The organism is Nocardia sp. NPDC004718 (assembly GCF_053601535.1).
In genome coordinates this window covers 1-24,153 of the sequence record NZ_JBSGCA010000008.1, presented here as the reverse complement: position 1 = coordinate 24,153, position 24,153 = coordinate 1, and the positions used below count along the sequence as shown (strand labels likewise).

General features: G+C 68.0%; 27 protein-coding genes. 8 read left to right on the top strand and 19 right to left on the bottom strand.

The annotated features are described in order from the left end of the window. Positions 1-93: 93 nt before the first annotated feature. From ACWEH3_RS08415 to ACWEH3_RS08400, 4 genes are all read right to left on the bottom strand, one after another. Complete coding sequence (locus ACWEH3_RS08415) at positions 94-846, bottom strand: DUF427 domain-containing protein (protein ID WP_450019850.1); 753 nt, start codon at positions 844-846, stop codon at positions 94-96. A 93-nt stretch (positions 847-939) separates the two neighbouring features. Beyond that, positions 940-2,181, bottom strand: coding sequence for an MFS transporter (locus ACWEH3_RS08410; protein ID WP_450019852.1), 1,242 nt, complete (start codon positions 2,179-2,181; stop codon positions 940-942). Beyond that, entirely contained in the window at positions 2,181-2,651 is a 471-nt protein-coding gene (locus ACWEH3_RS08405) for a MarR family winged helix-turn-helix transcriptional regulator (RefSeq protein WP_379250351.1), read from the bottom strand. The genes ACWEH3_RS08410 and ACWEH3_RS08405 overlap by 1 nt, the downstream gene beginning before the upstream one ends. A gap of 112 nt (positions 2,652-2,763) precedes the next feature. Further along, complete coding sequence (locus tag ACWEH3_RS08400) at positions 2,764-3,252, bottom strand: cupin domain-containing protein (RefSeq protein ID WP_450019854.1); 489 nt, start codon at positions 3,250-3,252, stop codon at positions 2,764-2,766. Between the two features lie 77 nt (positions 3,253-3,329). Between ACWEH3_RS08400 and ACWEH3_RS08395 the strand changes: the two genes are divergently transcribed. Beyond that, entirely contained in the window at positions 3,330-3,923 is a 594-nt protein-coding gene (locus ACWEH3_RS08395; RefSeq protein WP_450019856.1) for a TetR/AcrR family transcriptional regulator, read from the top strand. Between the two features lie 9 nt (positions 3,924-3,932). Here ACWEH3_RS08395 and ACWEH3_RS08390 read toward each other — a convergent pair whose 3' ends face one another. The 6 genes from ACWEH3_RS08390 to ACWEH3_RS08365 all read right to left on the bottom strand — a co-directional run bounded on the left by ACWEH3_RS08390 (position 3,933) and on the right by ACWEH3_RS08365 (position 11,209). Beyond that, positions 3,933-5,330, bottom strand: a complete 1,398-nt coding sequence (locus ACWEH3_RS08390) for an FAD-binding oxidoreductase (RefSeq protein ID WP_450019858.1) — start codon at positions 5,328-5,330, stop codon at positions 3,933-3,935. A gap of 216 nt (positions 5,331-5,546) precedes the next feature. Next, on the bottom strand, positions 5,547-6,599 hold the full coding sequence (locus ACWEH3_RS08385; protein ID WP_450019860.1) for an acyl-CoA dehydrogenase family protein: 1,053 nt from the start codon (positions 6,597-6,599) through the stop codon (positions 5,547-5,549). Further along, the gene (locus tag ACWEH3_RS08380) at positions 6,596-7,612 is read right to left on the bottom strand and encodes an acyl-CoA dehydrogenase family protein (RefSeq protein ID WP_450019862.1); all 1,017 of its coding nucleotides are present in this window, start codon (positions 7,610-7,612) and stop codon (positions 6,596-6,598) included. The genes ACWEH3_RS08385 and ACWEH3_RS08380 overlap by 4 nt, the downstream gene beginning before the upstream one ends. Further along, positions 7,609-8,751: an acyl-CoA dehydrogenase family protein gene (locus ACWEH3_RS08375; protein ID WP_450019864.1), complete on the bottom strand. Its 1,143-nt coding sequence runs from the start codon at positions 8,749-8,751 to the stop codon at positions 7,609-7,611. Before ACWEH3_RS08375 ends, ACWEH3_RS08380 begins: the two co-directional genes overlap by 4 nt. Beyond that, on the bottom strand, positions 8,751-9,656 hold the full coding sequence (locus ACWEH3_RS08370; RefSeq protein ID WP_450019866.1) for an enoyl-CoA hydratase: 906 nt from the start codon (positions 9,654-9,656) through the stop codon (positions 8,751-8,753). Before ACWEH3_RS08370 ends, ACWEH3_RS08375 begins: the two co-directional genes overlap by 1 nt. Next, positions 9,656-11,209, bottom strand: a complete 1,554-nt coding sequence (locus tag ACWEH3_RS08365; RefSeq protein WP_450019868.1) for a FadD3 family acyl-CoA ligase — start codon at positions 11,207-11,209, stop codon at positions 9,656-9,658. Before ACWEH3_RS08365 ends, ACWEH3_RS08370 begins: the two co-directional genes overlap by 1 nt. Positions 11,210-11,344: 135 nt before the next feature. Here ACWEH3_RS08365 and ACWEH3_RS08360 point away from each other — a divergent pair, with 135 nt between their 5' ends. The 5 genes from ACWEH3_RS08360 to ACWEH3_RS08340 all read left to right on the top strand — a co-directional run bounded on the left by ACWEH3_RS08360 (position 11,345) and on the right by ACWEH3_RS08340 (position 16,127). Beyond that, positions 11,345-12,502: an acyl-CoA dehydrogenase family protein gene (locus tag ACWEH3_RS08360; protein ID WP_450019903.1), complete on the top strand. Its 1,158-nt coding sequence runs from the start codon at positions 11,345-11,347 to the stop codon at positions 12,500-12,502. Next, on the top strand, positions 12,499-13,296 hold the full coding sequence (locus tag ACWEH3_RS08355; RefSeq protein ID WP_355076832.1) for an SDR family oxidoreductase: 798 nt from the start codon (positions 12,499-12,501) through the stop codon (positions 13,294-13,296). The genes ACWEH3_RS08360 and ACWEH3_RS08355 overlap by 4 nt, the downstream gene beginning before the upstream one ends. Before the next feature lie 199 nt (positions 13,297-13,495). Next, entirely contained in the window at positions 13,496-14,269 is a 774-nt protein-coding gene (locus tag ACWEH3_RS08350; protein ID WP_450019870.1) for a hypothetical protein, read from the top strand. A gap of 45 nt (positions 14,270-14,314) precedes the next feature. Then, positions 14,315-14,923 (top strand): TetR/AcrR family transcriptional regulator, encoded by a 609-nt coding sequence (locus ACWEH3_RS08345; RefSeq protein WP_355076835.1) that lies wholly within the window; start codon positions 14,315-14,317, stop codon positions 14,921-14,923. Between the two features lie 10 nt (positions 14,924-14,933). After that, positions 14,934-16,127 (top strand): acetyl-CoA C-acetyltransferase, encoded by a 1,194-nt coding sequence (locus ACWEH3_RS08340; protein WP_450019872.1) that lies wholly within the window; start codon positions 14,934-14,936, stop codon positions 16,125-16,127. Positions 16,128-16,291: 164 nt separating this feature from the next. Here ACWEH3_RS08340 and ACWEH3_RS08335 read toward each other — a convergent pair whose 3' ends face one another. The 8 genes from ACWEH3_RS08335 to ACWEH3_RS08300 form a co-directional block, all read right to left on the bottom strand. Continuing rightward, on the bottom strand, positions 16,292-17,071 hold the full coding sequence (locus tag ACWEH3_RS08335) for an ESX secretion-associated protein EspG (protein WP_450019874.1): 780 nt from the start codon (positions 17,069-17,071) through the stop codon (positions 16,292-16,294). Beyond that, the gene (locus ACWEH3_RS08330) at positions 17,064-18,365 is read right to left on the bottom strand and encodes a hypothetical protein (protein ID WP_450019876.1); all 1,302 of its coding nucleotides are present in this window, start codon (positions 18,363-18,365) and stop codon (positions 17,064-17,066) included. Before ACWEH3_RS08330 ends, ACWEH3_RS08335 begins: the two co-directional genes overlap by 8 nt. Beyond that, entirely contained in the window at positions 18,362-18,742 is a 381-nt protein-coding gene (locus ACWEH3_RS08325) for a hypothetical protein (protein WP_450019878.1), read from the bottom strand. Before ACWEH3_RS08325 ends, ACWEH3_RS08330 begins: the two co-directional genes overlap by 4 nt. 9 nt (positions 18,743-18,751) lie before the next feature. Beyond that, complete coding sequence (locus tag ACWEH3_RS08320) at positions 18,752-19,357, bottom strand: DUF3558 domain-containing protein (RefSeq protein ID WP_450019880.1); 606 nt, start codon at positions 19,355-19,357, stop codon at positions 18,752-18,754. Between the two features lie 654 nt (positions 19,358-20,011). Continuing rightward, positions 20,012-20,599 (bottom strand): hypothetical protein, encoded by a 588-nt coding sequence (locus ACWEH3_RS08315; RefSeq protein WP_450019882.1) that lies wholly within the window; start codon positions 20,597-20,599, stop codon positions 20,012-20,014. A 4-nt stretch (positions 20,600-20,603) separates the two neighbouring features. After that, on the bottom strand, positions 20,604-21,080 hold the full coding sequence (locus ACWEH3_RS08310; RefSeq protein ID WP_450019884.1) for a hypothetical protein: 477 nt from the start codon (positions 21,078-21,080) through the stop codon (positions 20,604-20,606). Then, the gene (locus tag ACWEH3_RS08305; RefSeq protein ID WP_450019886.1) at positions 21,064-21,894 is read right to left on the bottom strand and encodes a hypothetical protein; all 831 of its coding nucleotides are present in this window, start codon (positions 21,892-21,894) and stop codon (positions 21,064-21,066) included. The genes ACWEH3_RS08310 and ACWEH3_RS08305 overlap by 17 nt, the downstream gene beginning before the upstream one ends. A gap of 69 nt (positions 21,895-21,963) precedes the next feature. Further along, positions 21,964-22,278 carry a hypothetical protein gene (locus ACWEH3_RS08300; protein WP_450019888.1) on the bottom strand — a complete coding sequence of 105 codons (315 nt, stop codon included), beginning with the start codon at positions 22,276-22,278 and terminating at the stop codon, positions 21,964-21,966. Between the two features lie 292 nt (positions 22,279-22,570). Here ACWEH3_RS08300 and ACWEH3_RS08295 point away from each other — a divergent pair, with 292 nt between their 5' ends. Together ACWEH3_RS08295 and ACWEH3_RS08290 are read left to right on the top strand one after the other, a co-directional pair. Continuing rightward, positions 22,571-22,771 (top strand): hypothetical protein, encoded by a 201-nt coding sequence (locus tag ACWEH3_RS08295; RefSeq protein WP_450019890.1) that lies wholly within the window; start codon positions 22,571-22,573, stop codon positions 22,769-22,771. A gap of 434 nt (positions 22,772-23,205) precedes the next feature. Further along, on the top strand, positions 23,206-23,601 hold the full coding sequence (locus ACWEH3_RS08290; protein ID WP_450019892.1) for an XRE family transcriptional regulator: 396 nt from the start codon (positions 23,206-23,208) through the stop codon (positions 23,599-23,601). Here ACWEH3_RS08290 and ACWEH3_RS08285 read toward each other — a convergent pair. Then, positions 23,598-24,153, bottom strand: a 556-nt coding sequence (locus ACWEH3_RS08285; RefSeq protein WP_450019894.1) for a hypothetical protein, incomplete at its 5' end; no start/stop codon positions are given. The genes ACWEH3_RS08290 and ACWEH3_RS08285 overlap by 4 nt on opposite strands.

The following is a 24,153-nucleotide window of genomic DNA, read 5'->3' as shown; positions in this document are numbered from 1 at the left end:
GCTACGTGCGAGGACTATCCGGCCTGCCCACGCCGCAAGACGCGGCGGACGGGAACGACGCCGAGCGGACGAGCCAGCGGGCTGTCGTCGGACTCAGCTGAACGGCGAGCGGGGCCGTTCCTGGAGTGCGCCGTCGACGTAGATGTCGACTTTCTCGTTGTAGAAGCAGACCAGCCCGGCGACCTTCTGGCTCTCCGGAAGCGGCGTGCGGTAGCCCCACACATAGTCGGGATACTCGTTGCCGCCGACGCGGACGGTCCAGTAGTCGGCGGTGCCCTTGTACGGGCAGCTGGTGTGGGTGGCCGACGGAAACAGCAGATCCATGCGGACGTCCGTCATCGGCAGGTAGTACCGCGCGGGCAGACCCGTTTCGAAGAGGATGCGCGGCCCGTGCGAGTCGGCGACGGTGACCCCGTCGATCTCCACCCGCACATGCCGGGAGCTGGCCAGGATGTCGACGCGCGAGTACGGGTTGCGCGGGTGGACGTAGATCGGTTCGTCCTCCTCGAACCACTCGTCCATCGCGCCCCACTCCAAGCGAACCAGCTCGCGCAATTCGGTCAGCGGCGACTCGTGGTAGCGCAGCGCAGCGCCGCCCGCTGTCGTGCCGTCGACCATGAGGTCGTAGACCGTCGCGTCGCCGCGGCTGGTGGAGTGCTGGGTCTGCCCGTTCGGTTCGAGCTTGGCGCGCAGGTCGGTGACGGGCAGATAGTAGGTCGGATAGTGCGGGTTCTCCCAGACCAGCACCGGCCGCGCGCTGTCGGCCACCAAGTGCCCGCCCAGATAGACGCGCACACGCTTCTGGCTGGTCTCGACGCTGACGCGCCCCCGCTTCGCTTCGGTCATATCTCCTGACCGTACTCCTCGCACCGGCCCGCGCCAGGGTGCGAGAACGACGAAGGCAGCCACGCTGGTGGCTGCCTTCGGTGCGCTCGGGGATCAGTCGTCGCCGACCGTGATGGCCTGGGCTTCCTCGACGCTGTGCGGTGCGGGATCGTGGTCGTCGAGGTGGGCCAAGGCGGCGCGCCCGGCGAGCAGGACGACGACCGCGGCGGCGGTGCACGCCGCGCCCACCCAGAACGGCAGCGAGATGCTGTGCTCGCCGAGCTTGCCCGCGAGGTACGGCGCCGCGGCGCCGCCCGCGAAGCGGACGAAGCTGTAGGCCGCCGAGGCGGTGGACCGCTCCACCGGCGCCGAGATCATCACGGCCTCGGTGATCAGCGTGTTGTTCACGCCGAGGAACAGGCCTGCCAGCACGGTGCCGACGATCAGCACCGGCTTGTGCTCGGCGAACACGGCCATCATCGCCAGGTCGGCGGCGAACAGGCCCAGGGAGAGTCCCATCATCGGCAGCGAACCGAACCGGCGCTGCAACCGGGGAGCGAGGAAGACGGACGCGATCGCCAGCAGCACACCCCAGCCGCAGAAGATGAAGCCGATCGCATAGGTGCCCATGTCCAGCGGGAACGGGGTGTAGGCGAGCAGGGTGAAGAAGCCGAAGTTGTACAGCAGGGCGGTGACGCTCACGATCAGCAGCCCCCGGTAGCGCAACGCGCGGAACGGCGCGGCGATCGAGGTGTGATGCGTCGGCTTGGGGCCTTCCGGCAGCAGGACGACGATGCTCACCAGCGCGACGGCCATCAGCACCGACACGCCGAAGAACGGGCCGCGCCAGCTGATTCCGCCGAGCACGCCGCCGACCAGCGGACCGGTCGCGATGCCGATGCCGAGCGCCGCCTCGTAGAGGATGATCGCGCGGGCCACGCCGCCGCTGGCCGCGCCGACGATGGTGGCCAGCGCCGTGGCGATGAACAGCGCGTTGCCCAGGCCCCAGCCCGCGCGGAAACCGACGATCTGCGCCACCGTATTCGACATACCGGCCAGCGCCGCGAACACGATGATGATCGCCAACCCCGCCAGCAGCGTCTTCTTCGCGCCGAAACGGCTGGACACGACGCCCGTGACCAGCATGGCCACGCCGGTCACCAGCATGTAGCTGGTGAACAGCAGCGACACCTGGGACGGGGACGCGTTCAGTTGCTCGCCGATCGGTTTGAGAATGGGATCGACCAGGCCGATGCCCATGAACGCGATCACGCTCGCGAACGCGACCGCCCAGACGGCTTTCGGTTGCTTGGTGTTGTCCGCGACCGGGGCGCGGGTGGGAGCCAAAGTGCTCATCAGTGTTCCCTCGAGATCGGATCGTGCTGTCGCGTAGCCGTTTTCAGGGCCTCCAGCAGGTCGTGCAGTTCGGTGTCCAGCCGGGCCAGTCGCTCGGTGTCGAAGCCGGGCAGGTGTTCGCCGATCGCGGTGGCGAATGCGCGGCGGAACTCGGCCAGCCGGGTCCGCCCGGCCGGGGTGAGTTCGACGATCACGGCCCGGAAGTCCTCCGGGTCCTTGCGCCGCGTCGCGTAGCCTTCCGCGACCAGCTTGCCGATCAGCGCCGTCGCCGCCGGCTGTGAACATCGGTCGATCCTGGCGAATTCGCTGACCCGCAGCGCGCCGTGTTCGTCGAGCACCGCCAGCGCCCGCAACATGGCTCGCGGCAGGTCGTCGCCGCTGATCACCCCGGCCAGCCGAGTGAGCCTGCCCGCGGTGACGAGAAGGTCGACGACGATGTCATCCGCTACGTTCACCTGAGCTTGCCGCACAAGAAATATTATTACATAGGCTAACTATCTATTGGTGGTGAAGTCGGGCACATGAGGTGGATCCCGGCGGAACGGTGGGTTCCGCCGGTTGCCCAAGTCGGCGGTGCGGCAATCAATCCACCTGTCCGGCAACGGGACTTGCCGATTCTTCGTAGTGGATGTGATATGCCGCCGCGATGGGATTGATCTTCACCGGATCCAGCACGCCCTCGGTCAGCACCGATGCTCCGGCTTCGAAAAGGTCCTCCAGATAGCACTCCCAGCCGCCAGGTGAGGAGATCTGTAGCACTCGGGGCGGCGGCTGCGATCCGCAGCGCAGGGCATGCGGCACGCCGTGTGGCAGCAACACGAACATGCCTTCCGTCGCGGAAAGGGTTCGGTCGTCGAACTCGACGTCGAGCGTGCCTTCGAGCACGTAGACGCATTCGTCCGCGATGTGGTGCGTGTGCCGGGGGATGTCGCGCGCGAGGGTCACTTCCAGCAGGGAGAACCTGCCCTCGGTGTCGGCGGTGGTGGCCTTCACCGCGAACGCGGGCGGCAGCGGCACTCGGCCGGGCCGTGCCTCGCCGGCGATCAGAAGGCGGAAACGATTGTGGGACATGAAGTGCTACCCTTCGACGCGATGAAACGGAACCGGAATCCGATTCCGTTTGAAGCGTAAACCCGGAGGGATCGTCAGTGTCAAGGCCACCATCGGCCCGCAAGCAGCGCGCCGACGCCACGCTCAACCGCGCCCGCATCGTGTCCGTGGCGCGCACGCTGTTCGCCGAGCACGGCAGTGCCGTGCCACTGACCGAGATCGCGCGCGCCGCCGGAGTCGGCGTCGGAACCGTCTACCGCCATTTCCCCACCCATGCCGACCTCATCGAGGCCGCGGCCGAGCAGCGCTTCGCCGAGATCGAGGAGTTCGCCCGCACCGAATGCCTGCGCGCCGAGCCCGGCGAGGGGCTCGCACGCTACCTGCTTCATGTCGGTGAGGTGCTGGCGGCCGACCGGGGCTTGTCGGCGGCGATCGAGACGGCGCGGCAGTCGGCGGGCAGCGAGCCGAGGGGCGAATCCCGCGGCAGGCTCGAGGACGTGATCGGCGAGCTCGTCGAGCGGGACCGGGCCGCCGGAACATTGCGCGACGACTGCACGGTGGCGGACGTCTACATGATCGTCGGCGCGTTGTCCGCCACCATCGGCAGCGGCAGCGGTGATTGGCGCAGGTTCGTGCGGATCGTTCTGCACGGCCTGCGCCCCGATGCGGCCGAGGGACACTCGGACGAGTGAACTCGGAGGTCAGCCGGGGGCTATGTTGGCGTTGCGGTGGAAGACGTTGCCCGGGTCGTAGTCGGCTTTGATGTGCGCCAGCTTCGCGTATTTCGTGCGTCCGTACGATTCACGAACCCGGGTATGGTCCGGGTCGGCCATGAAATTGACATACCCGCCATGGTTGGAAGCCAATGGACGCAGCGCGTCCCACGTCGTGCGGACCCATTCCCGGTCCAGGGCGAGCGTCTCGGTGTCGGGAGTGATCGCGGTGATGTTGCACTCGTAATGCGAATGGCGCGTGCCGCCGAATGCCGTGTCGTCCTCACCGACAGTGCTGAACGTGCCGCTGAGCGGGAAGATCGGCATGAACGACAGCGGCGCGGTTTTCCTGGCCGCGTTCGCGATCAGCACCGCGATGACGTCGTTGGAGAAATCGTCGAGGTCGAGCGCCTTCTCGTAGCCGTACAGGCCCCACGGCGCCGCCGCGTCGAGCATCCGCTGCAATCCGGCATACGGCATCGGGGTGCGGAATTCGAACAGCGGCGGCAGTGCGTTCCGGATCGGCGCCACCGCGGCGGCGTGCTCCTCGGCCGTGCCGAAACCGGCGACGATCAGGGCATGGCCCGCGTGGCCGTGGTATCGCTCCGGGACGAAAGGCGCGGGCGGCGCCGACATCGCCAGCGCGATCAACGCTCCCGACCGGCGCGGCAGAGTGGGGATGAACTCACGGATCAGGCGGAGTGCGTCGGTGCCGTCCGGCATGTCCCAGAAGAGCAAGCCGAGGTGGATTTCCGGCCCGACGTGATGCAGGCGGTACTCGAATTCGGTGACCACTCCGAAGTTTCCGCCCCCGCCGCGCAATGCCCAGAACAATTCCGCGTTCTCGGTCTCCGAGGCCCGTACCACTTGGCCGTCGGCGAGCACCACCTGGGCCGAGACGAGGTTGTCGATGGCCAGCCCCGCCATGCGGGTCAGCCAGCCCATGCCGCCGCCGAGGGTGAGGCCGCCGACGCCGGTATCGCTGATCACCCCGCCGGTCACCGCCAACCCGTACTTCTGGGTCGCGGCGTCCATGTCCGCCATCGTCGCTCCGCCGCCGACCCGGGCGCGCTCGGCTTCCGGATTCACCACGACGCCCTTGAGGGCGCTCAGGTTGATCATCAGGCCGCCTTCGCCGACCGCGGTCCCACTGTAGGAGTGGCCGCCGCCGCGAACGGATATCTCCAACCCCCGGTCCCGGCCGAAGGCCAACGCCGCGGCCACGTCACGCGGCGACAGGCACTGGGCGATCACGGCGGGGTGCCGGTCGATGTCGCCGTTCCAGATGGCGCGGGCCCGGTCGTACCCGGTATCCGCTGGGCCGTACACCGGCCCGTCCATGGTGGACCGTAATGCTTCGAGATCGGAATGCACTGTTTGCGTCATGGCATCCTCCCGGCTGGTGGGCCCCGACGACTTTTTGGGAGGCGAGCCGGCATGTCGACTCGCTACGGCACCGATTCCGACCTGCGGTGCCACTCGAAAACGCATCCCCCGGCATGCGCGTGTGGCGCTTGTCACATCTTAGTGCATCGGGACCACGCCGGACAGCCTATCGAGGAAGGGCGCGCCGCCGGCCAGGTCGGTGCGCCCTGCCCCGGCTCAGGCGGGCTGCGTCATCGGGCGGTGCGCGGCACCGAACAGCTGTGCGTCCGCGTGGGCGCGCTTGAAGAAGAGATGCGCGTCGTGTTCCCAGGTGATCGCGATGCCACCGTGCAACTGGACGGTCTCGGCCGCGATGGCGGTGAGCGCATCCGAGCAGTGCACGCGGGCGACCCAGACGTCCTCGGCGGCCGACGGGCTGTTCGCCGCCACCGCCGCGGTCGCCGCGACGGACGCGGACCGGGCCGATTCCAGCAGCACGTACATGTCCGCCATGCGGTGCTTGAGCGCCTGGAAACTGCCGATCACCCGGCCGAACTGCACGCGCGATTTGGCGTAGTCGACCGTCGTCTCCAGGCAGCGGTCGGCGGCGCCGACCTGCTCCGCGGCCACCGCCGCCCACGCGATCTCGCGCAGCCGGGCGACCGTCCCGGATTGGTCACCCGAGCCGAGCCGTCGCGCGTGCGCGTCGGCGAAACCGACTTCGGCCAGTTTGCGGGTGGGGTCCATGGTGGGCGCGGGCCTGCGGGTGACGCCCGGCGCGGTGGGTTCGATCTCGAACAGGCCGGTCGGCGTGACGACGACGAAGGTGTCGGCCGACATCCCGTCGAGCACGTAGTGCGCGGTCCCGGTGAGGGCGCCGTCCGTCTCGTGCACACCCGGCTCGTCCCAGCCGCGCTCGTCGGCCCAGCAGACCGCGATCGTGCGCGTGCCCTCCGCCACCTCGGCCAGCAGCCGTGCGCACGCTTCGTCGTCGCCAGAAAGCAGCACCGCCTGCCCACCGAGAACGGCCGAGCCGAGCATCGGCACTCCGGCGAGCGTGCGACCCAATTCGCCTACCACCAGCAGTGATTCGACCAGGCTGGCGCCGAAGCCGCCGTATTCCTCGGGAATCGCCAGCGCCGCGACGCCGATCTGCTCGCACAGCAGCCGCCACAGCGCCGGGTCGTAGCCGAGTTCGGTATCCATCGCGGCGCGCACCGCCGCGGACCCGGCGTGCTTGGTCAGCAACGCCCGCACCGAGGCGAGGAATTCCTGGTGTTCGGCGGTCATGCGATGCCTCGCTCGGTGCGCTCCCGGTCGGTATCCTCCCGCAGCGCCCGTGCGATCCGGGCGCGATGCAGGTCCGGTGTGCCCCAGGCCGAACGCAGCGCGGTCACCTTGGTCAGCCACAGCGACAGGTCGTACTCGGCGGTGTAGCCGATCGCGCCGTGCACCTGGAGCGCGGTGCGGGCCGCGCGGTAGGCGGCGTCGCCGCAGGCGATCACGGCGGCCGAGACGTCGCGGCCCCGAGTGGGTCCGGTCATGGTCAGCGCGGCCCGGTAGAGCAGCGGCTCGGCCAGGTCCAGCGCGATGAGCACGTCGGCCAGCTTCTGCTTCACGGCCTGGAACTCGCCGATCGGTTTACCGAATTGCTTGCGCTGCTTGGCGTATTCGGTGGACGCGTGCAGCAGGGCCTTTCCCGCGCCGAGCAGCTGCGCCGCGCAGGCCAGCGCGCCGGTGTCGAATCCGGCGGCCACGGCCGCGGCGACCTGCTCACCCTCGGCGACGGGCTCGGCCGCGGCGACCGTGAACAGGCGGCGGGCGGGATCGACCGATCGCACCAGGCCGCTGCGGTGCCCGATGGACAGCTGCTCGCCGGCCAGCAGGACCACCTCGGCGGTGTCGGCGTCCAGCGCGACACCGCTCGCGAAGGCGACGGTGCCCAGCGCCGTGCCCTCCGCGAAGGCGGGCAGCCAGCGTGCGGCCGGGTTCCGGTCCGGGAGCGCTTGCAGCAGAGCCGGAATAGCGGCGGCGGTCTCCAGCACCGGTCCCGGCACGGCCGCCCGGCCGATCTCCTGGAACGCCACGACCAGATCGATCGGTTCGGCGCCGATGCCGCCGTGCTCCTCCGCCACGGCCAGACCCAGCACACCGGCCTCGGCCAGTTGCCGGATCAACGCGCGACCGGGCCCGCTGTCACCGGACGCCCACGCGCGCACGGCGGAGGGCGCGCGGCCCGCCTCCAGCAGTTTGCGCAGACTGGCGGCGAAATCGAGTTGTTCGGGACTGAGCGCGAATCTCATCGGCTGCTTCCTCTCGGTAGTCCGAGCAGCCGCTCGGCGATGATGTTGCGCTGGATCTCGTTGGTGCCCGCGTAGATCGGTCCCGACAGCGCGAACAGGTATCCGTCCGTCCACGGCCCGGAACGCTCCGCCGCCGGACCGAGCACCTCGAGCGCGGTCTCGTGCATGGCGATGTCGAGTTCGGACCAGAACACCTTGGTGATCGAGGATTCCGCGCCGAGCTTGCCGCCTTCGTTGAGCCGGGTGACCGTGCCGAACGTGTGCAGCCGGTAGGCCTCGCTGCCGATCCAGGCGTCCACCACCGCGTCGCGCTGCGCGGTGTTGTCCTCGTCGCCCGCCTCCCGCCACAGATCGATCAGCCGTCGCGCGGTGGCGCTGAACCGCCCGGGGCTGCGCAGCGAGAGGCCGCGTTCGTTGCTCGAGGTGCTCATCGCCACGCGCCAGCCCTCGCCGGGCGCGCCGATGACATCACGATCGGGCACGAAAACGTCGTCGAGGAAGATCTCCGCGAAGCCGGGTTCGCCGTCCAGCTGCGGGATCGGGCGCACCGAGACCCCATCGGCGGACAGCGGGAACATCACGTAGGTGAGGCCCTTGTGCCGCTCGGCCTCGGGATCGCTGCGGAACAGCCCGAATGCCCAGTCCGCGAAGGCGGCGCGCGAACTCCACGTCTTCTGGCCGCTCAGCAGCCAGCCGCCGTTGGCGCGCCGGGCGGTCGAGCGGATACCGGCCAGGTCGCTGCCTGCTTCGGGCTCCGACCACGCCTGCGCCCAGATGTCGTCGCCGCGCGCCATCCGCGGCATGATCCGTTCCAGCTGTTCCGGGGTGCCGTGCTCGAAAAGCGTCGGCGCCAGCAGGAATATGCCGTTCTGGCTGACCCGCCCCGGTGCGCCCGCCGCGTAGTACTCCTGCTCGAACAGCACCCACTCCAGCAGCGAGGCGTCGCGCCCGCCGAACTCCTCCGGCCAGGCCACCACCGAGAGCCGGGCGTCGGCGAGGGTGCGCTCCCACGCGCGGTGCGCCTCGAATCCCGCCTTGGTGTCCATGGAGGGCAGCGGTTTCGCGGGCTTGTTCGCGGCCAGGAATTCGCGGACCTCCCGCTGGAATTCCTGGGTCGCCTGATCGAGATCCAGATCCACTAGGTCGTTCCGTTCTGTTCTGCGGTGCTCGCTGAGGCCTTCATCGACTTGGCGTTCATGCCGCCCAGCGAGTCGGCGCCGACCTCGGCGTTGTGCGCGTGCGCGAAGTGGTGCAGGCCGAAGACCGAATCCATACCCGAGCGCATGCCCATCAGGTCCTCGGCCTGATTGACCGCCTTCTTGGTCAGCGCGAGACCGAATTGCGGCATGGCGGCGATCTTCTCGGCCAGCGCGAGAGTTTCGGCCTCCAGTTCGGCGCGCGGCACCACCCGGTTGACCATGCCCCACTCCTTGGCCTGCGCGGCCCCGAACCGGTCGCCGGTGAACAGGAACTCCTTGGCCGCGCGCGGACCCATCACCCACGGGTGCGCGAAGTACTCGACGCCCGGAATGCCCATGCGGACCACGGGATCGGAGAAGAACGCGTCGTCGGAGGCGATGATCAGATCGCACACCCAGGCCAGCATGAGTCCGCCCGCGATGCAGGCGCCCTGCACCATGGCGATGGTCGGCTTGGGGATCTCCCGCCAGCGCCTGCACATGCCGAGGTAGACCTCGAGCTCGCGGGCGAAGCGCTGGTCGCCGCCGGCCCGGTCCACGTGGTCCCACCACAGCGCGGCCTTGTTCTGGTACCGCACGTGGTGGTCGCGGCCGGGCGTGCCGATGTCGTGCCCGGCGCTGAAGTGTTTGCCGTTGCCCGCGAGCACGATCACTCCGACTTCGGGGTCCTCCACGGCGCGCTCGAACGCGGCGTCGAGGGCGTAGGTCATCACCGAGTTCTGCGCGTTGCGGTAGTCCGGCCGGTTCAGCGTGACGATCGCGACGCGTCCGCGCCGCTCGTAGGTGACGACCTCGCCTTCGTCCGGGATCGCCGGACCCTCGTCCGGTGTTGCCGGTTCCGACATTACGACTTCTCCTCACGTAGTTGACGCTTGAGCACTTTCCCGGCGGCGCTGTAGGGCAGCTGGTCGCGGAATTCGACGAACCGCGGCACTTTGAAATTGGCCAGCACGGTGGCGGCGTGGGCGAGCACCTGGTCCTCGGTCACGCCCGAGCCGGGCTTACGCACCACGTACGCCTTGCCCACCTCACCCATTCTGGTGTCGGGCACGCCGATGACCGCCGATTCCGCGACGCCGTCCAGGCGGGCCAGCGCCTGTTCCACTTCGGCCGGGTAGACGTTGAAGCCGCCGGAGATGTACATGTCCTTGAGCCGGTCGGTGATCTTCAGGTATCCGCGGTCATCGACCGTGCCGATGTCGCCGGTGTGCAGCCAGCCGTCCGCATCGATCGTCTCCGCGGTGCTCTCCGGGTCGTCCAGGTATCCGAGCATCACGTTCGGCCCGCGCAGCAGGACCTCGCCCGCCTCGCCGAGGCGCAACTCGAAATCCGCGATCGGCCTGCCGCAGGTGTTCGCGATGGTCTCGGCGTCGTCGTCGACGCGGCACATGGTGCCGAAACCCGCGCTCTCGGACAAGCCGTAGGCGGTGATGACGACGTCGAAGGCCAGCTCCGAGCGCATCCGCTCGATCAGCACCACCGGCACCGTCGCCGCTCCGGTGACGGCCACCCGCAGGGAACTCAGGTCGAATTCGGCGCGGCGCGGGAAATCCAGGATCGTCTGATAGATCGTCGGCGGGCCGGGCAGCACGGTGACCCGCTCCGCGCCGATCAGCCGCATCGTCTCCGGCACGTCGAAGGTGACCTGCGGGATGATCGTGGCTCCCGTGACCAGGCAGGCGAGGATGCCCGCCTTGTATCCGAAGTTGTGGAAGAACGGGTTCACCACCAGATACCGGTCGTCGCCCCGCAAAGTGGCGCACTCGGCCCAGGCCCGCACCACCGACAGCGCCTGCCGGTGCGCGACCAGCGTGCCCTTGCTGCGGCCGGTGGTGCCGGAGGTGAACAGGATGTCGGAGATGTCGTCGGGACGGACCGACTCGGCGCGTTCCTCGGCTTCGGCCACGGTGACCGGCGCGGCGACGGTCGCGAGTTCCGACCAGTCCAGCGCGGCGATGTCGGTGTTCTCCGTGCCGGGTTCGACCGGGATCACCACCACCGTGTCGATGGCCAGATCGGACGCTGACGTGCGCAGTTCGGCCAAGCGGTCGCGGCCGAGGAAGGGTCCCGCGATGAACAGGGCTTTCGCGTCCACTCGTCCGAGCACGTCGGCGGCCTCGTCGGCCACGTAGCGGGTGTTCAGCGGCACCAGCGCCGCGCCCGCGTAGTGCGCGGCGAGCGCGGCGATCACCCAGTGGTGGGTATTGGGCGCCCACATGGCCACCCGGTCGCCCGTCCGCACCCCGCGTGCGATGAGCGCCCGTGCCACTTCCTGGACCGCCTCGAGCAACTGGGCCCAGTTCAACCGCACCTCGCCGTCGGCGATCGCCGGGGCGTCGCCGAAGGTCCGAGCGGCATGGTGCAGTGCCATCGGTGTCGTCTGTGCAGGGGTTGTCACGGTTGTCCTTACCGTCCGCGAGCGAGTTATGCGTGCACTCTACAAAGCAAGTGCTTGGTAGGTTATCCTACCGACGTGGGTGCGATCCAGACCTCAGAATCCGACACCGCCGCTCCGGATGGGCGGTTTTCCGCCATGCAGGACGAGCGATTCGCCGCCGAAGTGCGCGAGTGGCTGGAGGAGAACCTCAACGGCGAATTCCGCGCGCTGCGCGGCCTCGGCGGTCCCGGCCGCGAACACGAGGCGTTCGACGAACGCCTCGCCTGGGACCGGCACCTGGCCGCGGCCGGGTGGACCTGCCTGGGCTGGCCGAAGGAGCACGGCGGCCGCGAGGCCACGGTGCGCCAGCAGGTGATCTTCCACGAGGAGTACGCCAAGGCGAACGCCCCCGCGCGGGTGTCGCACGTCGGCGAGGAACTGCTCGGCCCGACCTTGCTCGCGTTCGGCACCCAGGCCCAGAAGGACCGGTTCCTGCCCGGCATCCGCAACGTCAGCGAACTGTGGTGCCAGGGTTATTCGGAACCCGGCGCAGGCTCCGATCTGGCCGCCATCACCACCTCGGCGCACCTGGACGGCGACGAGTGGTCGATCAACGGGCAGAAGATCTGGACCTCGCTGGCCCACGTGGCCGACTGGTGCTTCGTCGTCGCCCGCACCGAGCGCGGCTCCGCCAGGCACAAGGGCCTGTCCTACCTGCTGGTTCCGATGAAGCAGCCGGGCATCGACGTGCGCCCGATCATCCAGCTGACCGGCACCTCGGAATTCAACGAAGTCTTCTTCGACAACGCCCGCACCGCGGCCGACCTGGTGGTCGGCGAGCCGGGCGACGGCTGGCGGATCGCCATGGGCACGCTCACCTTCGAGCGCGGCATCTCCACCTTGGGTCAGCAGATCCGGTTCGCCCGCGAGCTGGCCGATATCGAGGCTCTGGCCCGCCGGATCGGCGCGGCCGACGACCCGCTGATCGCCGACCGGATCGACCGCGCCTGGGTCGGGCTGCGGGTGCTGCGCGCGCACGCCATGCGCACGATGGAGGGCGCGGGCGTGGACGACGGCGCGGGCCAGGCCTCGGTGGCGAAACTGCTGTGGGCCAATTGGCATCGCGGGCTGGGGGAGCTGGCGATGGCCGTGCTCGGCGCCCGCGGCCTGGTGGCGGGCGAGAACGATCTCAACGAATGGCAGCGGCTGTATCTGTTCACCCGCGCCGACACCATCTACGGAGGTTCGAACGAAGTGCAGCGCAACATCATCGCCGAGCGGGTGCTCGGCCTGCCGCGCGAGGCCCGCCCGTGACCGGGCCGCTGTCGGTCGCCCCCGCGCCCGTTCCCGGGCACGGCCTGCTGACCGGACGTTCGGCCGTGATCACCGCGGCGGCGGGCACCGGCATCGGCTCGGCCACCGCGCGCAGGCTGCTGGCCGAGGGCGCGGACGTGGTGGTCTCCGACTGGCACGAGCGGCGTCTGGCCGAGACCGCGACCGAGCTGGCCGCCGAGTTCCCGGACCGGCGCGTCGCCTCGATCCCGTGCGACGTGCAGAGCACCGAACAGGTGAACGCGCTGATCCGCGGCGCCGCCGAGGCCGTCGGCCGGATCGACATCATGGTCAACAACGCCGGGCTGGGCGGGGAGACGCCCGTGGTCGACATGACCGACGAGCAGTGGGACCGCGTCCTCGACATCACCCTCAACGGCACCTTCCGCTGCACCAGGGCCGCCCTCGGTTACTTCCGCGACGCAGGCCACGGCGGCGTGATCGTGAACAACGCCAGCGTGCTCGGCTGGCGCGCGCAGTACGGCCAGGCGCACTACGCGGCGGCTAAGGCGGGCGTCATGGCGTTGACCAGGTGCAGCGCCATCGAGGCCGCCGAACTCGGCGTCCGGATCAACGCGGTCGCGCCGAGCATCGCCAGGCACGCCTTCCTGGACAAGGTCAGCTCGACCGAACTGCTCGACCGGCTGTCGGAGCGCGAGGCGTTCGGCCGCGCGGCCGAGCCCTGGGAGGTCGCCGCCACGATCGCGATGCTGGCCAGTGACTACACCACCTACCTGACCGGCGAGGTGGTCTCGATCAGCAGCCAACGCGCCTGAGCCCACGGGCTTTCCGGGCTCGTCCGCTCCGCGCGGGGCGGACGAGCACACCCGGCGACCGTCGAGCAGCCGTTCGTCCGCCACGCCAGGAGAGATCTTCCACGCCGTATTGCGATCGCCTTCTCGCATCGTGTCTGCCGCGTGAAATGGGCGGCTGATCAGGTGGAAAAGGACGAGCCGGAGCGCGGCGCGGTGTGCCATGCTGGATGAGATCGGATCCGCGCTCTTCAAGGGGGCGATGGCTATGGGCCGGGATCGCCCACCTGCCCGCGAACAACTGGAACTCGATGTGGTGCGCGAAGTCGTGCTGGCCAGGCGGCGGCTCGACAGCCTCGTCCTCTCGGCCCTCACCCTCGGCGCCGAGCTCATCGAGCACACCTCAGAAAGCGCGGTCGCCACGGCCGCCGCGCGGATTCTCGAGCAGCACGCCGTCGACGAGGGAGAGGTCGCCCGCGATCCGCGGGGCGCCCTGCGAGCCGATCTGGCGCGCGATCGCGAGCGCGCCCGGCGCATCGGCCTCAGCGCCGGCAGCACGGAGAGCGAGCAGGAGCAGCGCAGGCAGCGCCAGACGGACTTGCTGTGCGAGGTGCGCGCCGACCTGCTCGCGGTGGTGGCGAAATGCCGGAAATTCCGCTTCGACCAGGTGACCTTCGCGGACGAGATCGCGCAGGGCCTGTGCGCGGCCACCGACAAACTGGTGATCGGGGCCGACATGGACACCTACCACGCCTGGCAGCGCGGCATGGTGCTGAAGCTGAGCGAGGAGCCGGTGCGCGGCGGCCCGCCACGAGTGATGGCCACGGTGGACGCCGGTCCCGATCGCGGTCAGCTCACCGTGGAGTGGGACAGCTGCGAACGTCGTCTCGCGCTCGTCGCCCGGATGGCGCGCGCGGGCGTCTCGCCGGTGATCATCTGCGATCGCCTGCTCGCCGATCTCTCGGTGTCCTCGCCGCTGCGCTATTCGGCCCGTTGACCGGGGCCCCTATACCAAGCAAATGCTTGGTTGTATGATGGCCGTGTGCCCGCACCAGACGCCTCTAAATCAGCACGGCGCAGCGAGTTGCTCGCCTTGGCGGCCGAATTGTTCGCCGAGCGGGGATTGCGCGCGACCACAGTGCGCGACATCGCCGACGCGGCCGGGATCCTATCGGGGAGCCTCTATCACCACTTCGATTCCAAGGAGTCGATGGTGGACGAGATCCTGCGCGGGTTCTTGGACGAACTGTTCGGCCGCTACCGCGAGATCGTCGCCTCCGGTCTGAGTTCGCGAGACACCTTGGAAGCCTTGGTGCTCGCGTCCTACGAGTCGTTCGACCGCTGGCACGCCGCGGTGGCGATCTACCAGGCCGAGGCGAAGCGGCTGCGCGACTCCGAGCGGTTCACCTACATCGCCGCGTACAACCGCGAATTCCGCGAGCTGTGGCACCGGGTGCTGACCAACGGCGTCCAGGACGGCAGCTTCCGGCCGGAGCTGGATGTCGAACTGGCCTACCGGTTCCTGCGTGACACGGTGTGGGTCGCGGTGCGGTGGTACCGCCCCGGCGGCTCGGTCACCGTCGAGAACCTCGCGAAGCAGTACCTGACCATCGTGCTCGACGGGCTCACCGCCGGCGAGCGCACCACGTAGGAGTCCTTACATGTCAGCACCTTCCGCGTCCCGTCGTCCGTATGCCCCGCTGCGGGACGCCTACGTGATCGATGCGGTACGCACCCCGGTCGGCAAGCGCGGCGGCGCACTGGCGGGCGTGCACCCGGCCGATCTGGGCGCGGCCGCGCTGCGCGGCCTGCTGGACCGCAACCCGGTCGACCCGGGGAATGTGGACGACGTCATCGTCGGCTGCGTCGACAACGTCGGCCCGCAGGCGGGCAACATCGGCCGCACCATGTGGCTGGCCGCTGGCTATCCCGAAGAAGTGCCCGGCGTCACGGTGGACCGGCAGTGCGGATCCAGCCAGCAGGCCATCAATTTCGGCGCCCAAGCCATCATGAGCGGCACCGCCGAGGTGATCGTCGCGGGCGGCGTGCAGAACATGAGCGCGATCCCGATCTCCGCGGCCATGTTCGCGGGCAAGGAGTACGGCTTCGACTCGCCGTTCGTCGGATCGCAGGGCTGGGATCACCGCTACGGCACCGCCGAGGTGACCCAGTTCCGCGCGGCCCAGCTGATCGCCGAGAAGTGGGACATCAGCCGGGCGGAGATGGAGCGCTGGGCGCTGCGCAGCCACGAGCGGGCCCGCGACGCGATCAAGAACGGCCGCTTCGACAACGAGATCGTGCCGGTCGGCGATTTCTGGATCGACCAGGGCCCGCGCGAGACCAGTCTGGAGAAGATGGCTTCGCTGCCCGCGCTGGCCGAGGGCAGCCCGCTGACCGCCGCGGTGGCCAGCCAGATCTCCGACGGCGCCAGCGCCACCCTGCTCGCTTCGGACTGGGCGGTGCAGGAGTACGGCTTGACGCCGCGAGCGCGCATCCACCACGTGAGCGCGCGCGGCGCGGACCCGATCTACATGCTCACCGCGCCGATCCCGGCGACCAAGTGGGCGCTGGAGAAGTCCGGTCTCACCATCGACGACATCGACGTGATCGAGATCAACGAGGCGTTCGCGCCCGTGGTGCTGTCCTGGCTGAAGGAGACCGGCGCGAATCCCGAGAAGGTCAACGTCAACGGCGGCGCCATCGCCCTCGGTCATCCGCTCGGCGCGACTGGCGCGAAGCTCTTCGCGACGCTGCTCAACGAGCTCGAGCGGATCGAGGGCCGGTACGGCCTGCTCACCATCTGCGAGGGCGGCGGCACCGCCAACGCCACCATCATCGAGCGCCTGCCGCGCTGATCCGCGCGAGCGAGCGGCACGCCGAGAGTTCGACGTGCCGTTCGTGTGTCGTGGATGGCGAGAGGCCGGGGTCAGTCGGATTGCGCCTCGTGGTCCGACTGGCCCTGAGACGAACCATCTTTGATGGCGCCACGGCTGCGGTGGACCCGCCATTCGCGCGGTTCCTACCGCTGCGAGCGCAGGTATTCGTCGTGTTCGCGGTCCTCGCGGTGGTAACGCTGGGTCAGCACGGTGAGGCGGTTGATCTCGGCGGCCATGGCGGCGGCCGCGAGCGGTTCGGCGACGATGGGGTCGCCGGTTTTCACGTAGTAGCGGCCATCCGTGTAGTCCATCCACCAGAACCCGCGCCCGAAACTCGCGCGGGCGTCGACGGCCGGGCCGGCGAACACCGTGACTTCGCCCAGCCCGAGGCGTTCCCGCTTGAAGATCTGATCCAGCCGCGCCACGGTGCCGACCTCGTACGGCTTGCGTACCGGCCGTTCCCGGTCGGCGGTCACTTCTTCGCGGCGCACTTCGATCGGCGGATGCGTGCCCGCAGGCATCTTCGGCAGCGCGGCCACCGCTTTGGCGGCGACCCGTGCTGCGGCGCAATAACTCACGATTACGTCACCGCCGGTGTCCGGTGCGTGGCCGGGGAGCTGGACCAGGGTCGCGCCCATCTGCCCGCGTACCGCGCCGTGGAAACGGAATACGATCGACATGTCCCGGCCGCCCATGCCTTTGGACTCGACCCGCACCTCCGGCTCCAGCAATACGTCGAGCGCCCGTTCCAGCTCGACGGCGTATCGCCCGAGCAGCGCGTCGACCGCTTCCTCGCGTTGACGCTTCAGATCGGCGAAATCCATCTCTTCCGGCCGGTATTGCAGCGGGTAGGGCAGACGGTCGCGACCATAGGCGGACCAAAGGATCTCGAATTCCTGCCCGGTGAAGCGCCAGTCAGCCATGCGGGTTCTCTCCGATGACCGGGGGAACGGCCTTCGGCAAGGAATCCAGACCGGTGAGTTCCTCGCCGTTGTGCTGGTTGATCAAATAGTCCTTGACGCCCGATGTCTCGCGTTCGTCGTCCTTGCCGCGAGACCCCATCCCCGGGGCGATGCCGCTCGTTCCGGTCGTGCCGGTTCGCGCCGTCTGTGCTCGGGTCGCCGTGGCGGCCGGAAGCGCGTTCGGCTGCCGCGGAGCCGCCGGGACGTTGCGGCCTGGTGCAGGAGTTCCGGTGATGTTCGGTGCACCGGATACGACGGGGGTGCCGGGACGCCCGGGTGTATTCGGGCTCGTCGTCCCGGGCCGACCCGGCGTCGCCGGAGCGGTGGTGATATTCGGGCTCGGCGTAGTGGTGCTGCTCGGTGTCGTCGACGGCGTATTCGACGTGGTCGGCTGCACGCCGGTCGACTGGTCCACACTCGCCGAGGTGGCCGACTGAGGCGTGGTGGCGGGGTCGGTCTCGGGCGACTGTCGTGGGTCGCCGTCGGACTGCTCGGTGGTCTCCGGCTTCGTGGCTTCGGGTTGGCCGGACTCGGTATCAGCCTGCGGTGCGGACGTATTCGGAGCGCCAGGTGACGAGATATCCGGCTGCCCGGGATCTGCCACGATCTGCGGAGCCGTCGGCAGGACGGGCACACCGTGGTCGGTCTGATTCGCTACTTGGCCGTACACCGTGCGCAGAATCCTCCGCGCTTCCTGCGTGGCCTCCTCATCGGTGTAATCGCCCGCCTTCATGACGCCGTCCTGGGGCAACGTCTTATCCCTCAGGTCCGGGCGTTCGGTGGCCTGCGGCATCAACGCCTGCGTCTGCTCGAGACCGGTGTGCATCTCCGACAACTTGAAACTCACCAGACACGCGGCATCCGCGAGATTCCCCGACTGATTCCGGTAGTTCGTCACCGCGTCCGCCGCCGCTTTCCCGGATTGCCCGGTCCAGCCCGGATTCGTGCCGTCCCCGGTCACGGTGCGGCCGAACTGCTCGTTGAACGCCTGAATCGCACCGGTCAGATTCATCCCGATATTCAGCCAGGCCTCCGACGCCTCGCGCACCGTACCCGGCCGCATCGCGTTCACGGCGTCCACCATCTGCGCCAACGTCATGCTGTCGTAGTTGTCCGGCCCCGGAATGCGCGGCGGCTCGTATTCCCCTTGAAACGACGTGCCCAACCGGTTGGTGAAGTCGTAGATCGTGTCGCGCTCCCGATTCCACTGCTCCTGCGCGGCGATGATCCGGGCGCGGTACTCCTCGTAGGTCATGGTTGCGCGTCCAAGCCGGTGAACTGGTCGGCTCTCGACTGGTCCAGCTCGACGAAGTTCGCGATCGCTTTGGCGACAACCTCTTTCGCGATCTTCACCGCGTCGATGTGCTGCATGAGGACGGCGTCCAAGGATTGGTCGGTGCCGGTTGATTTCAGGCTGAACTTCTCTTGTAGGGCCTTACTCGATGGAAAAACGCCGAACCCACTCACGAGCCTGACGCGCCGCGTCATCTGCAGCAACCCGTCGAGCCGGTTCAGGTAATCGTCGCAGGCCTTGTCCAGCCCACGTCCCACGTCAGGATGTAAGGCGATCTCACCCGAGTTGGTCAGGTCCAGAACCCTTCGCCATTCTTGCGCGTCTGCGCCCGATATCATGGCATCTCCTCAGCTTCCGGGCAGGTACTTCACCAAATCGTCTACGTGGCGGTGAACTTGGACGCACGGATCGCCCTGCTTGCCGACTGAATACCGGGTGAGGACACCGAACGACACCGTTCCTCCCCGCACTGCGATCGCGATGCTGCAACCGAGACGTTGAGTGTCGCCGACATCCGAGAATTCGACGGCGCGACGCGAGCCGACGGTCTGGGGCACGAAGTGCTCGAAGTCAGGACGCTGCATGTACTCGTCGAGTGTCGGCGTCCCGGAGAAGATCGTCAGGTCGTACCAGCGTGAGTTCGCTCGCCAGCCGCACACCTTCCAACCGGTGAAATCCACCCCAGCAACGTCTTTTTCTTTGCTTGCCGGGTCCAAGCTTGTCCCCGATATCGCTGACTCAGGCAGATCGCAAGGATTCCACAGTGCGGCATCGGGATCGGGCGACTTCGTGGCCGAAGTCGTCGGGAGCGCCGACGTGGTCGGAGTCGGTGTGCCTCCGGTGGAGTCACCACACCCAGCCAGCACCACCACCGCGCTGGTGGTGAGCACCGCGCCGCGCAGGCCTTTCCCCCAGCTCGTCATCGGTTCCTCACCGCCGGTGCCGTAACGCATCGAAAGGGGCCGGACCGGCTCCTCCGCCCCCTGCAAGCTGGGATCGACGCTACTGGGCGGTTCCCAGGGTCGCAACAGTCGCCGCCGGGGTGAGGCGACGAGAGGGTCACGCGGTCGTACGTCGAGGGACATCTCGCAGCGGCTGGTTCCAGCGAGGACGCGGCGTCCGCGGGCAACTCGGTCGATTACTTGCGGGATGTATTCGCGGCGTGTCGGTTTCACCGCGGCCTGCGAAGGCAGTGGTGTCACGTTCGAACCAGGGCCGGTGAACCCGCACAACCTATCCGAAACACAACCGTCGCACAGTCATTCACATAGCGGACACGCAGGCGCGGTCCGGCGCAGGAGAAACGCTGTCCCCGCCCTGCCCTCCCACGGGCTGCTTCCCATTCCAGCATCGCGATGTAGGCAATAGCCGTAGCCCCGGACACATCGGCCGACCAGCTGATCACCGAAGAACCCCACGCTCTCCGAAACAACGCGATCGCCGCAACCTCCCGAATCGAGAGTGTTGCGACGATCGCGTGAGCCCGCCATATCCGGGCGGTAGAGCCTCGTTCCCTCTGGTTGGGCGCCCTTTCCGTCGGCAGCACACCGACCGAACACACCCGGCACGGCACACTGCCTGACAGCTTCGGGATTCGAGGCCGAATACTACGGCTGAGCTGGCCGGACTTCGCTTGCCTTGCTGTATTTTCCGTGTCGGCCTTCGCCGGTGACCCATGTCACCGGCATGCCCGGTGTGATGAGTTGTTCGTCGCCCTGGTACTGCCAGAGGGAGAACCACACGTCGCCGGAGTGGCTGGCGATGAGTCCCTCGTAGGTGTCGGGCAGCCACCAGCGGACCACACCGTCGAGGCCCGGATCGGGATCCTTCGCCGCCTTGACCTGTCCGAACGGTATCGAGCCGCCCGGCCCGCGCCATCCGTCGAGAGTGGGGAGCAACGGCTGATCCCCACCCGCGGGGTCGGCGGGCCAGATCTTTCCACTACGGGACAGGACGTCGTCGTGAACTTCCCGGGCCAGTCTGCACGCCACACCGTTGGGCGTGCGCTCGACGGGGGTGGTGCCAACCACGACGCTCAAGGCCGGGACGATGAATTCGATCCGCCATCCCGGTGGATCGGGCAGGCGGCGAAGACGCTCGGGGATCGTTTCATCGATGTGTACCTCGAAACCGAGAGCCGACTCGATGTCGGCCGCCAGCAGGTCGGCGCCTCGCCTCGAAATCTCCTGACCCATAGAGCTATCCTGCCGTGTAGGGGACTGTGCAGCGGTTGATGGGGGTCACGTACAGGTTCTTGCCGGCGGCGTGGGAGGCGATGACCTGGATTTCATCCCCCGACTCGTACCGGTGATGCCCATCCAAATATCGGGGGATTGTCATGTGAAAATTGTCGTCCTTGAACCTGTTATCCGTCTCGATGACCCTGCCGTTGACCAAGATCTGGTAGTCGTACCTGCCGGGGACGTCGCCGATGTTGTTGAGGAACATGGCCCAAGCGATGTTGCCGATGGGGTCCCCGTCCCTCGGCCTGGTGTCGACTTCAACTCTGCCCCACTGGGTCGTGACTCTGTAGTTGGTACACGGCTGATACGAGGCTTGTGCGGAACCGAAGGCCAGCACGCCCGCGATCATAGCGATCGTGAGTGCCGCTGCGAAGAGAAGCGTTCGACCGACTCGGCTCGTCGGCGCGGCTGATGGGTCATTGCGAACCTTCATGGGATATCCCCCTCTTTCGTCGAAACACGAATCGACTTGCCCACCCCGGAACCGGATTCTGTGTCACCCCCGAGCACGAGACACCCCCGATCTGCGAATAAGGCAGTCGATTCATTGGACGCACTCGGACCCTGAGCGGTTCCATCACAACGAAATTCACATATGCTGGCGGTCGCCGGAGCGGGAACCTGGCGCGGCTGGCGCACATCCCCGACCCCGGCTCGGATCCGCTGGTGGTGGCCGCGATCCTGCTCGATGGCCTCGACGTCGTCGTCGTGGACGTCTCCCCGGCTCCGCGGCGCCGTCGCGGATGCGGGCGGTGCTCGCCGGAGTCCGCAGCCACGACGCCGTCCTCATCACCGTCGAGGTACTGCCACTGGTTCTCGGTCGGCTCGGACACGTAGACCGAGGCGTCGGTGATCCCCTCCCGTGAGAAGGTGGCGGAGAACTCACCGGTGAAGTCGAAGTCGGCGTATCTGCTCGTCGTATGCGGTTCCCACCATTCGCGGTCGTCGACATCCTCCTCAATGTGGGCGGTGAACGTGCCCTCCAGCCCCCCGGTCAGCCGGACCTTGCTGTTGACGTATCGCAGCTCATGGACGTACAGCCCGATCGGATTCGAGCTCGGCTGCCGCCACGCCTGCGTGTCGCGGAAGCGGTTCGCGGTGCTGTACCGGATCCAGTGGTCCACCTCGTCGCCGACGCGCTCGCGGACCTGATCACGCACACAGTCCAGCGCGTAGGCGATCGGAGTGTCGAGGACATCTTCGAGGATCACCAGTGCGCGGCGCGACGTCACGTCCCACTCGATCATCGACCGTACCTCGGGCAGCTGGACTCGCCGGCCTTCGAACTCGACGATCGGGCGCTGCTCGGTGTAGTCCTACCAGTACGGTGCGTCGAGGATCTGCGGGAACCGTTCCCGGAAGACAGGCAGGATCACCGCTCCGAACGCCGCGACCGAGTCTGCGACCTCGTTGTTGCCGAGGTCGGCCGCGGTCACCGCGAGGAGCGCCCGGACGATGCTGTCATTGGCGCGGAATCTCGTGAGGTGGCGTTGGACCTTCGGGGCGGCATCAGCGGCGGCCTTGATGACGGAGGCGATTCGGGGGATGTTCCAGTACTTCTCTTGATTGCAGGGCCCGCAGATCGAGCGGCAGATCGCGCACGACCGCCGCCGCGTGGTCTTGCGTCTCACCGAGGCCGGACACCGGCCCTCGCCGCATCCCGTGACTGGCAACGCCGCTGCTTCGACCAGCTCACCGCCACCTGGGACGAACCGGACCGCCGCCGGTTCGCCGCCTACCTGCAACGCCTGGCCGACGAAGCCACCGGCTGAGTATCCGGCCAACTCGGCGCAAGAGAGCGGGCCCGGTTCACAGCGAACACATAGACACGGCCTAGCTCACACCAACGTTGCTCCTCGAGGATTCTCTCGCCGGTCCGGAAGCCGCGAATCCGGACCGGCACCCATCGAAGAGAGGATTCGAATGAGCATCAAGTCGACGCTGGCGAAGACCGTTGTCGCTGCCGGCGTTGTGGTCGGGCTGGTAGGCATCGGGACCGGTATGGCGAGCGCCGATCCGGGGCCGGACCAGCGTCCCCCCGCTCCCGCGCAACCGCAGGATCCGCATTGCCCGCCACCGGGTCAGCCGCAGGGCCCCGACCAGCCCGGCTGCCCGCCCCAGTAACGCACGGATTCCTGACGACGTTCGACCCGACGGGAGAGTCCCCATGCTCCACTGGTTGCCGCCGACCGGCAGCTATCTGCCCCCAACGGGCAGCTGGCTACCCCTGCTGATGTCGATCTGGCCCCCGCGCACTATCTGAACCTGCTCCGATAGTGACCGGGTGAGCGGCCGAATTCCGAGCTCTCCAGAGCGGCGTCTGGCGCGGTCGGCTTCCGGGCCTTCCGCGCCAGGCATATATGCGTCCGCTGTGGACTTCTCGCGCTGATCGAAGGCGGAGATCGTTGATCTGGCCCAGCGTCAGCGGTCCGCGCTATGGCTGCCTTTCACGCCCAGACCTTCGCATGTGGTGCGGCGGGATGGGGCGGACCGGCGAGCCATTCCTGAGGTGTAACATATATGGTACGGTCGACTGGATATGGCGGAGGTGAACGGCGATGAGCGGCGAGAGCCTGTTCTGGGATGACCTGGGGGATGACCTGCAGGATCCTGAGTTTCTCCGCGAGTTCGTCTTGGAATCCATTCGAGTCAAGACTGTTGACGCGATCATCAATGCACTCGACGACGCACGGGCCGCAGCCAGCTTGTCGAAGGCGGAACTCGCGCGTGCTGCCGCAATCGAACCGGCGGCAGCACGGCGTCTGCTCAGCGCCAAGGCAGTGAACCCCACACTGCGCACGGTGTCGGAGCTGGCAGCTGCCCTGGGTTTCAGGTTGAGGCTGGAGCCGCTGAGTGGGTCAGGTGGCAAAGCCCTGTCGACCGCTCTGGTGACCGGCAGAGCGGACGACCTCGCAGAACTGAAGGACGCGGTGGAGCAGTTCGATCGCCGCTAGGCGATCGAGCGCGGATTCTCTGCGAAGTACTCGGCCCCCAGCCCGCGAACGCGGGCGTAGTCGCGGTCGGAAAGGGTCGTCCGAAACGGTTTACTCAGCCCGGTGATGATGACCAGCAGCGGCTTGTCGACTCCCTCGGCTTCGTAGTCCAGTCGGCGGTAGAGACGGTGGTGGGTGCGATCGGGACCATCGCAGCGGAGCTCGAACCATCCGGTCATGTTGCCGTGCATGGCCTCCCAGTAGCCGCCCCCGGCGAACCTTTTCGGCGGCGCTTTGGCGACGGCGATCAGTCGTGCGTTGAACTTCGCCCGTACCCCGGCTGGTAGCGCCCGAAGGTAGTCACGGCCGGGAATCGTTCCGTCTGCCCGGCGCTGGAAGTAGACCACATCGTGATGGTCGTCGGAGGACGGTTTCGTTTGGGCCACGAACGAGGCGGGTTTGGTCGGTTTACGACTTTTGAACCGCCCCGGCTTTTCTGCCGCCCCGTTATGGGGTAGCAGGAAGGATATGGGCCATGCCCAAAAAGATCGACCCAGTGCTTCGGAGCCAGGC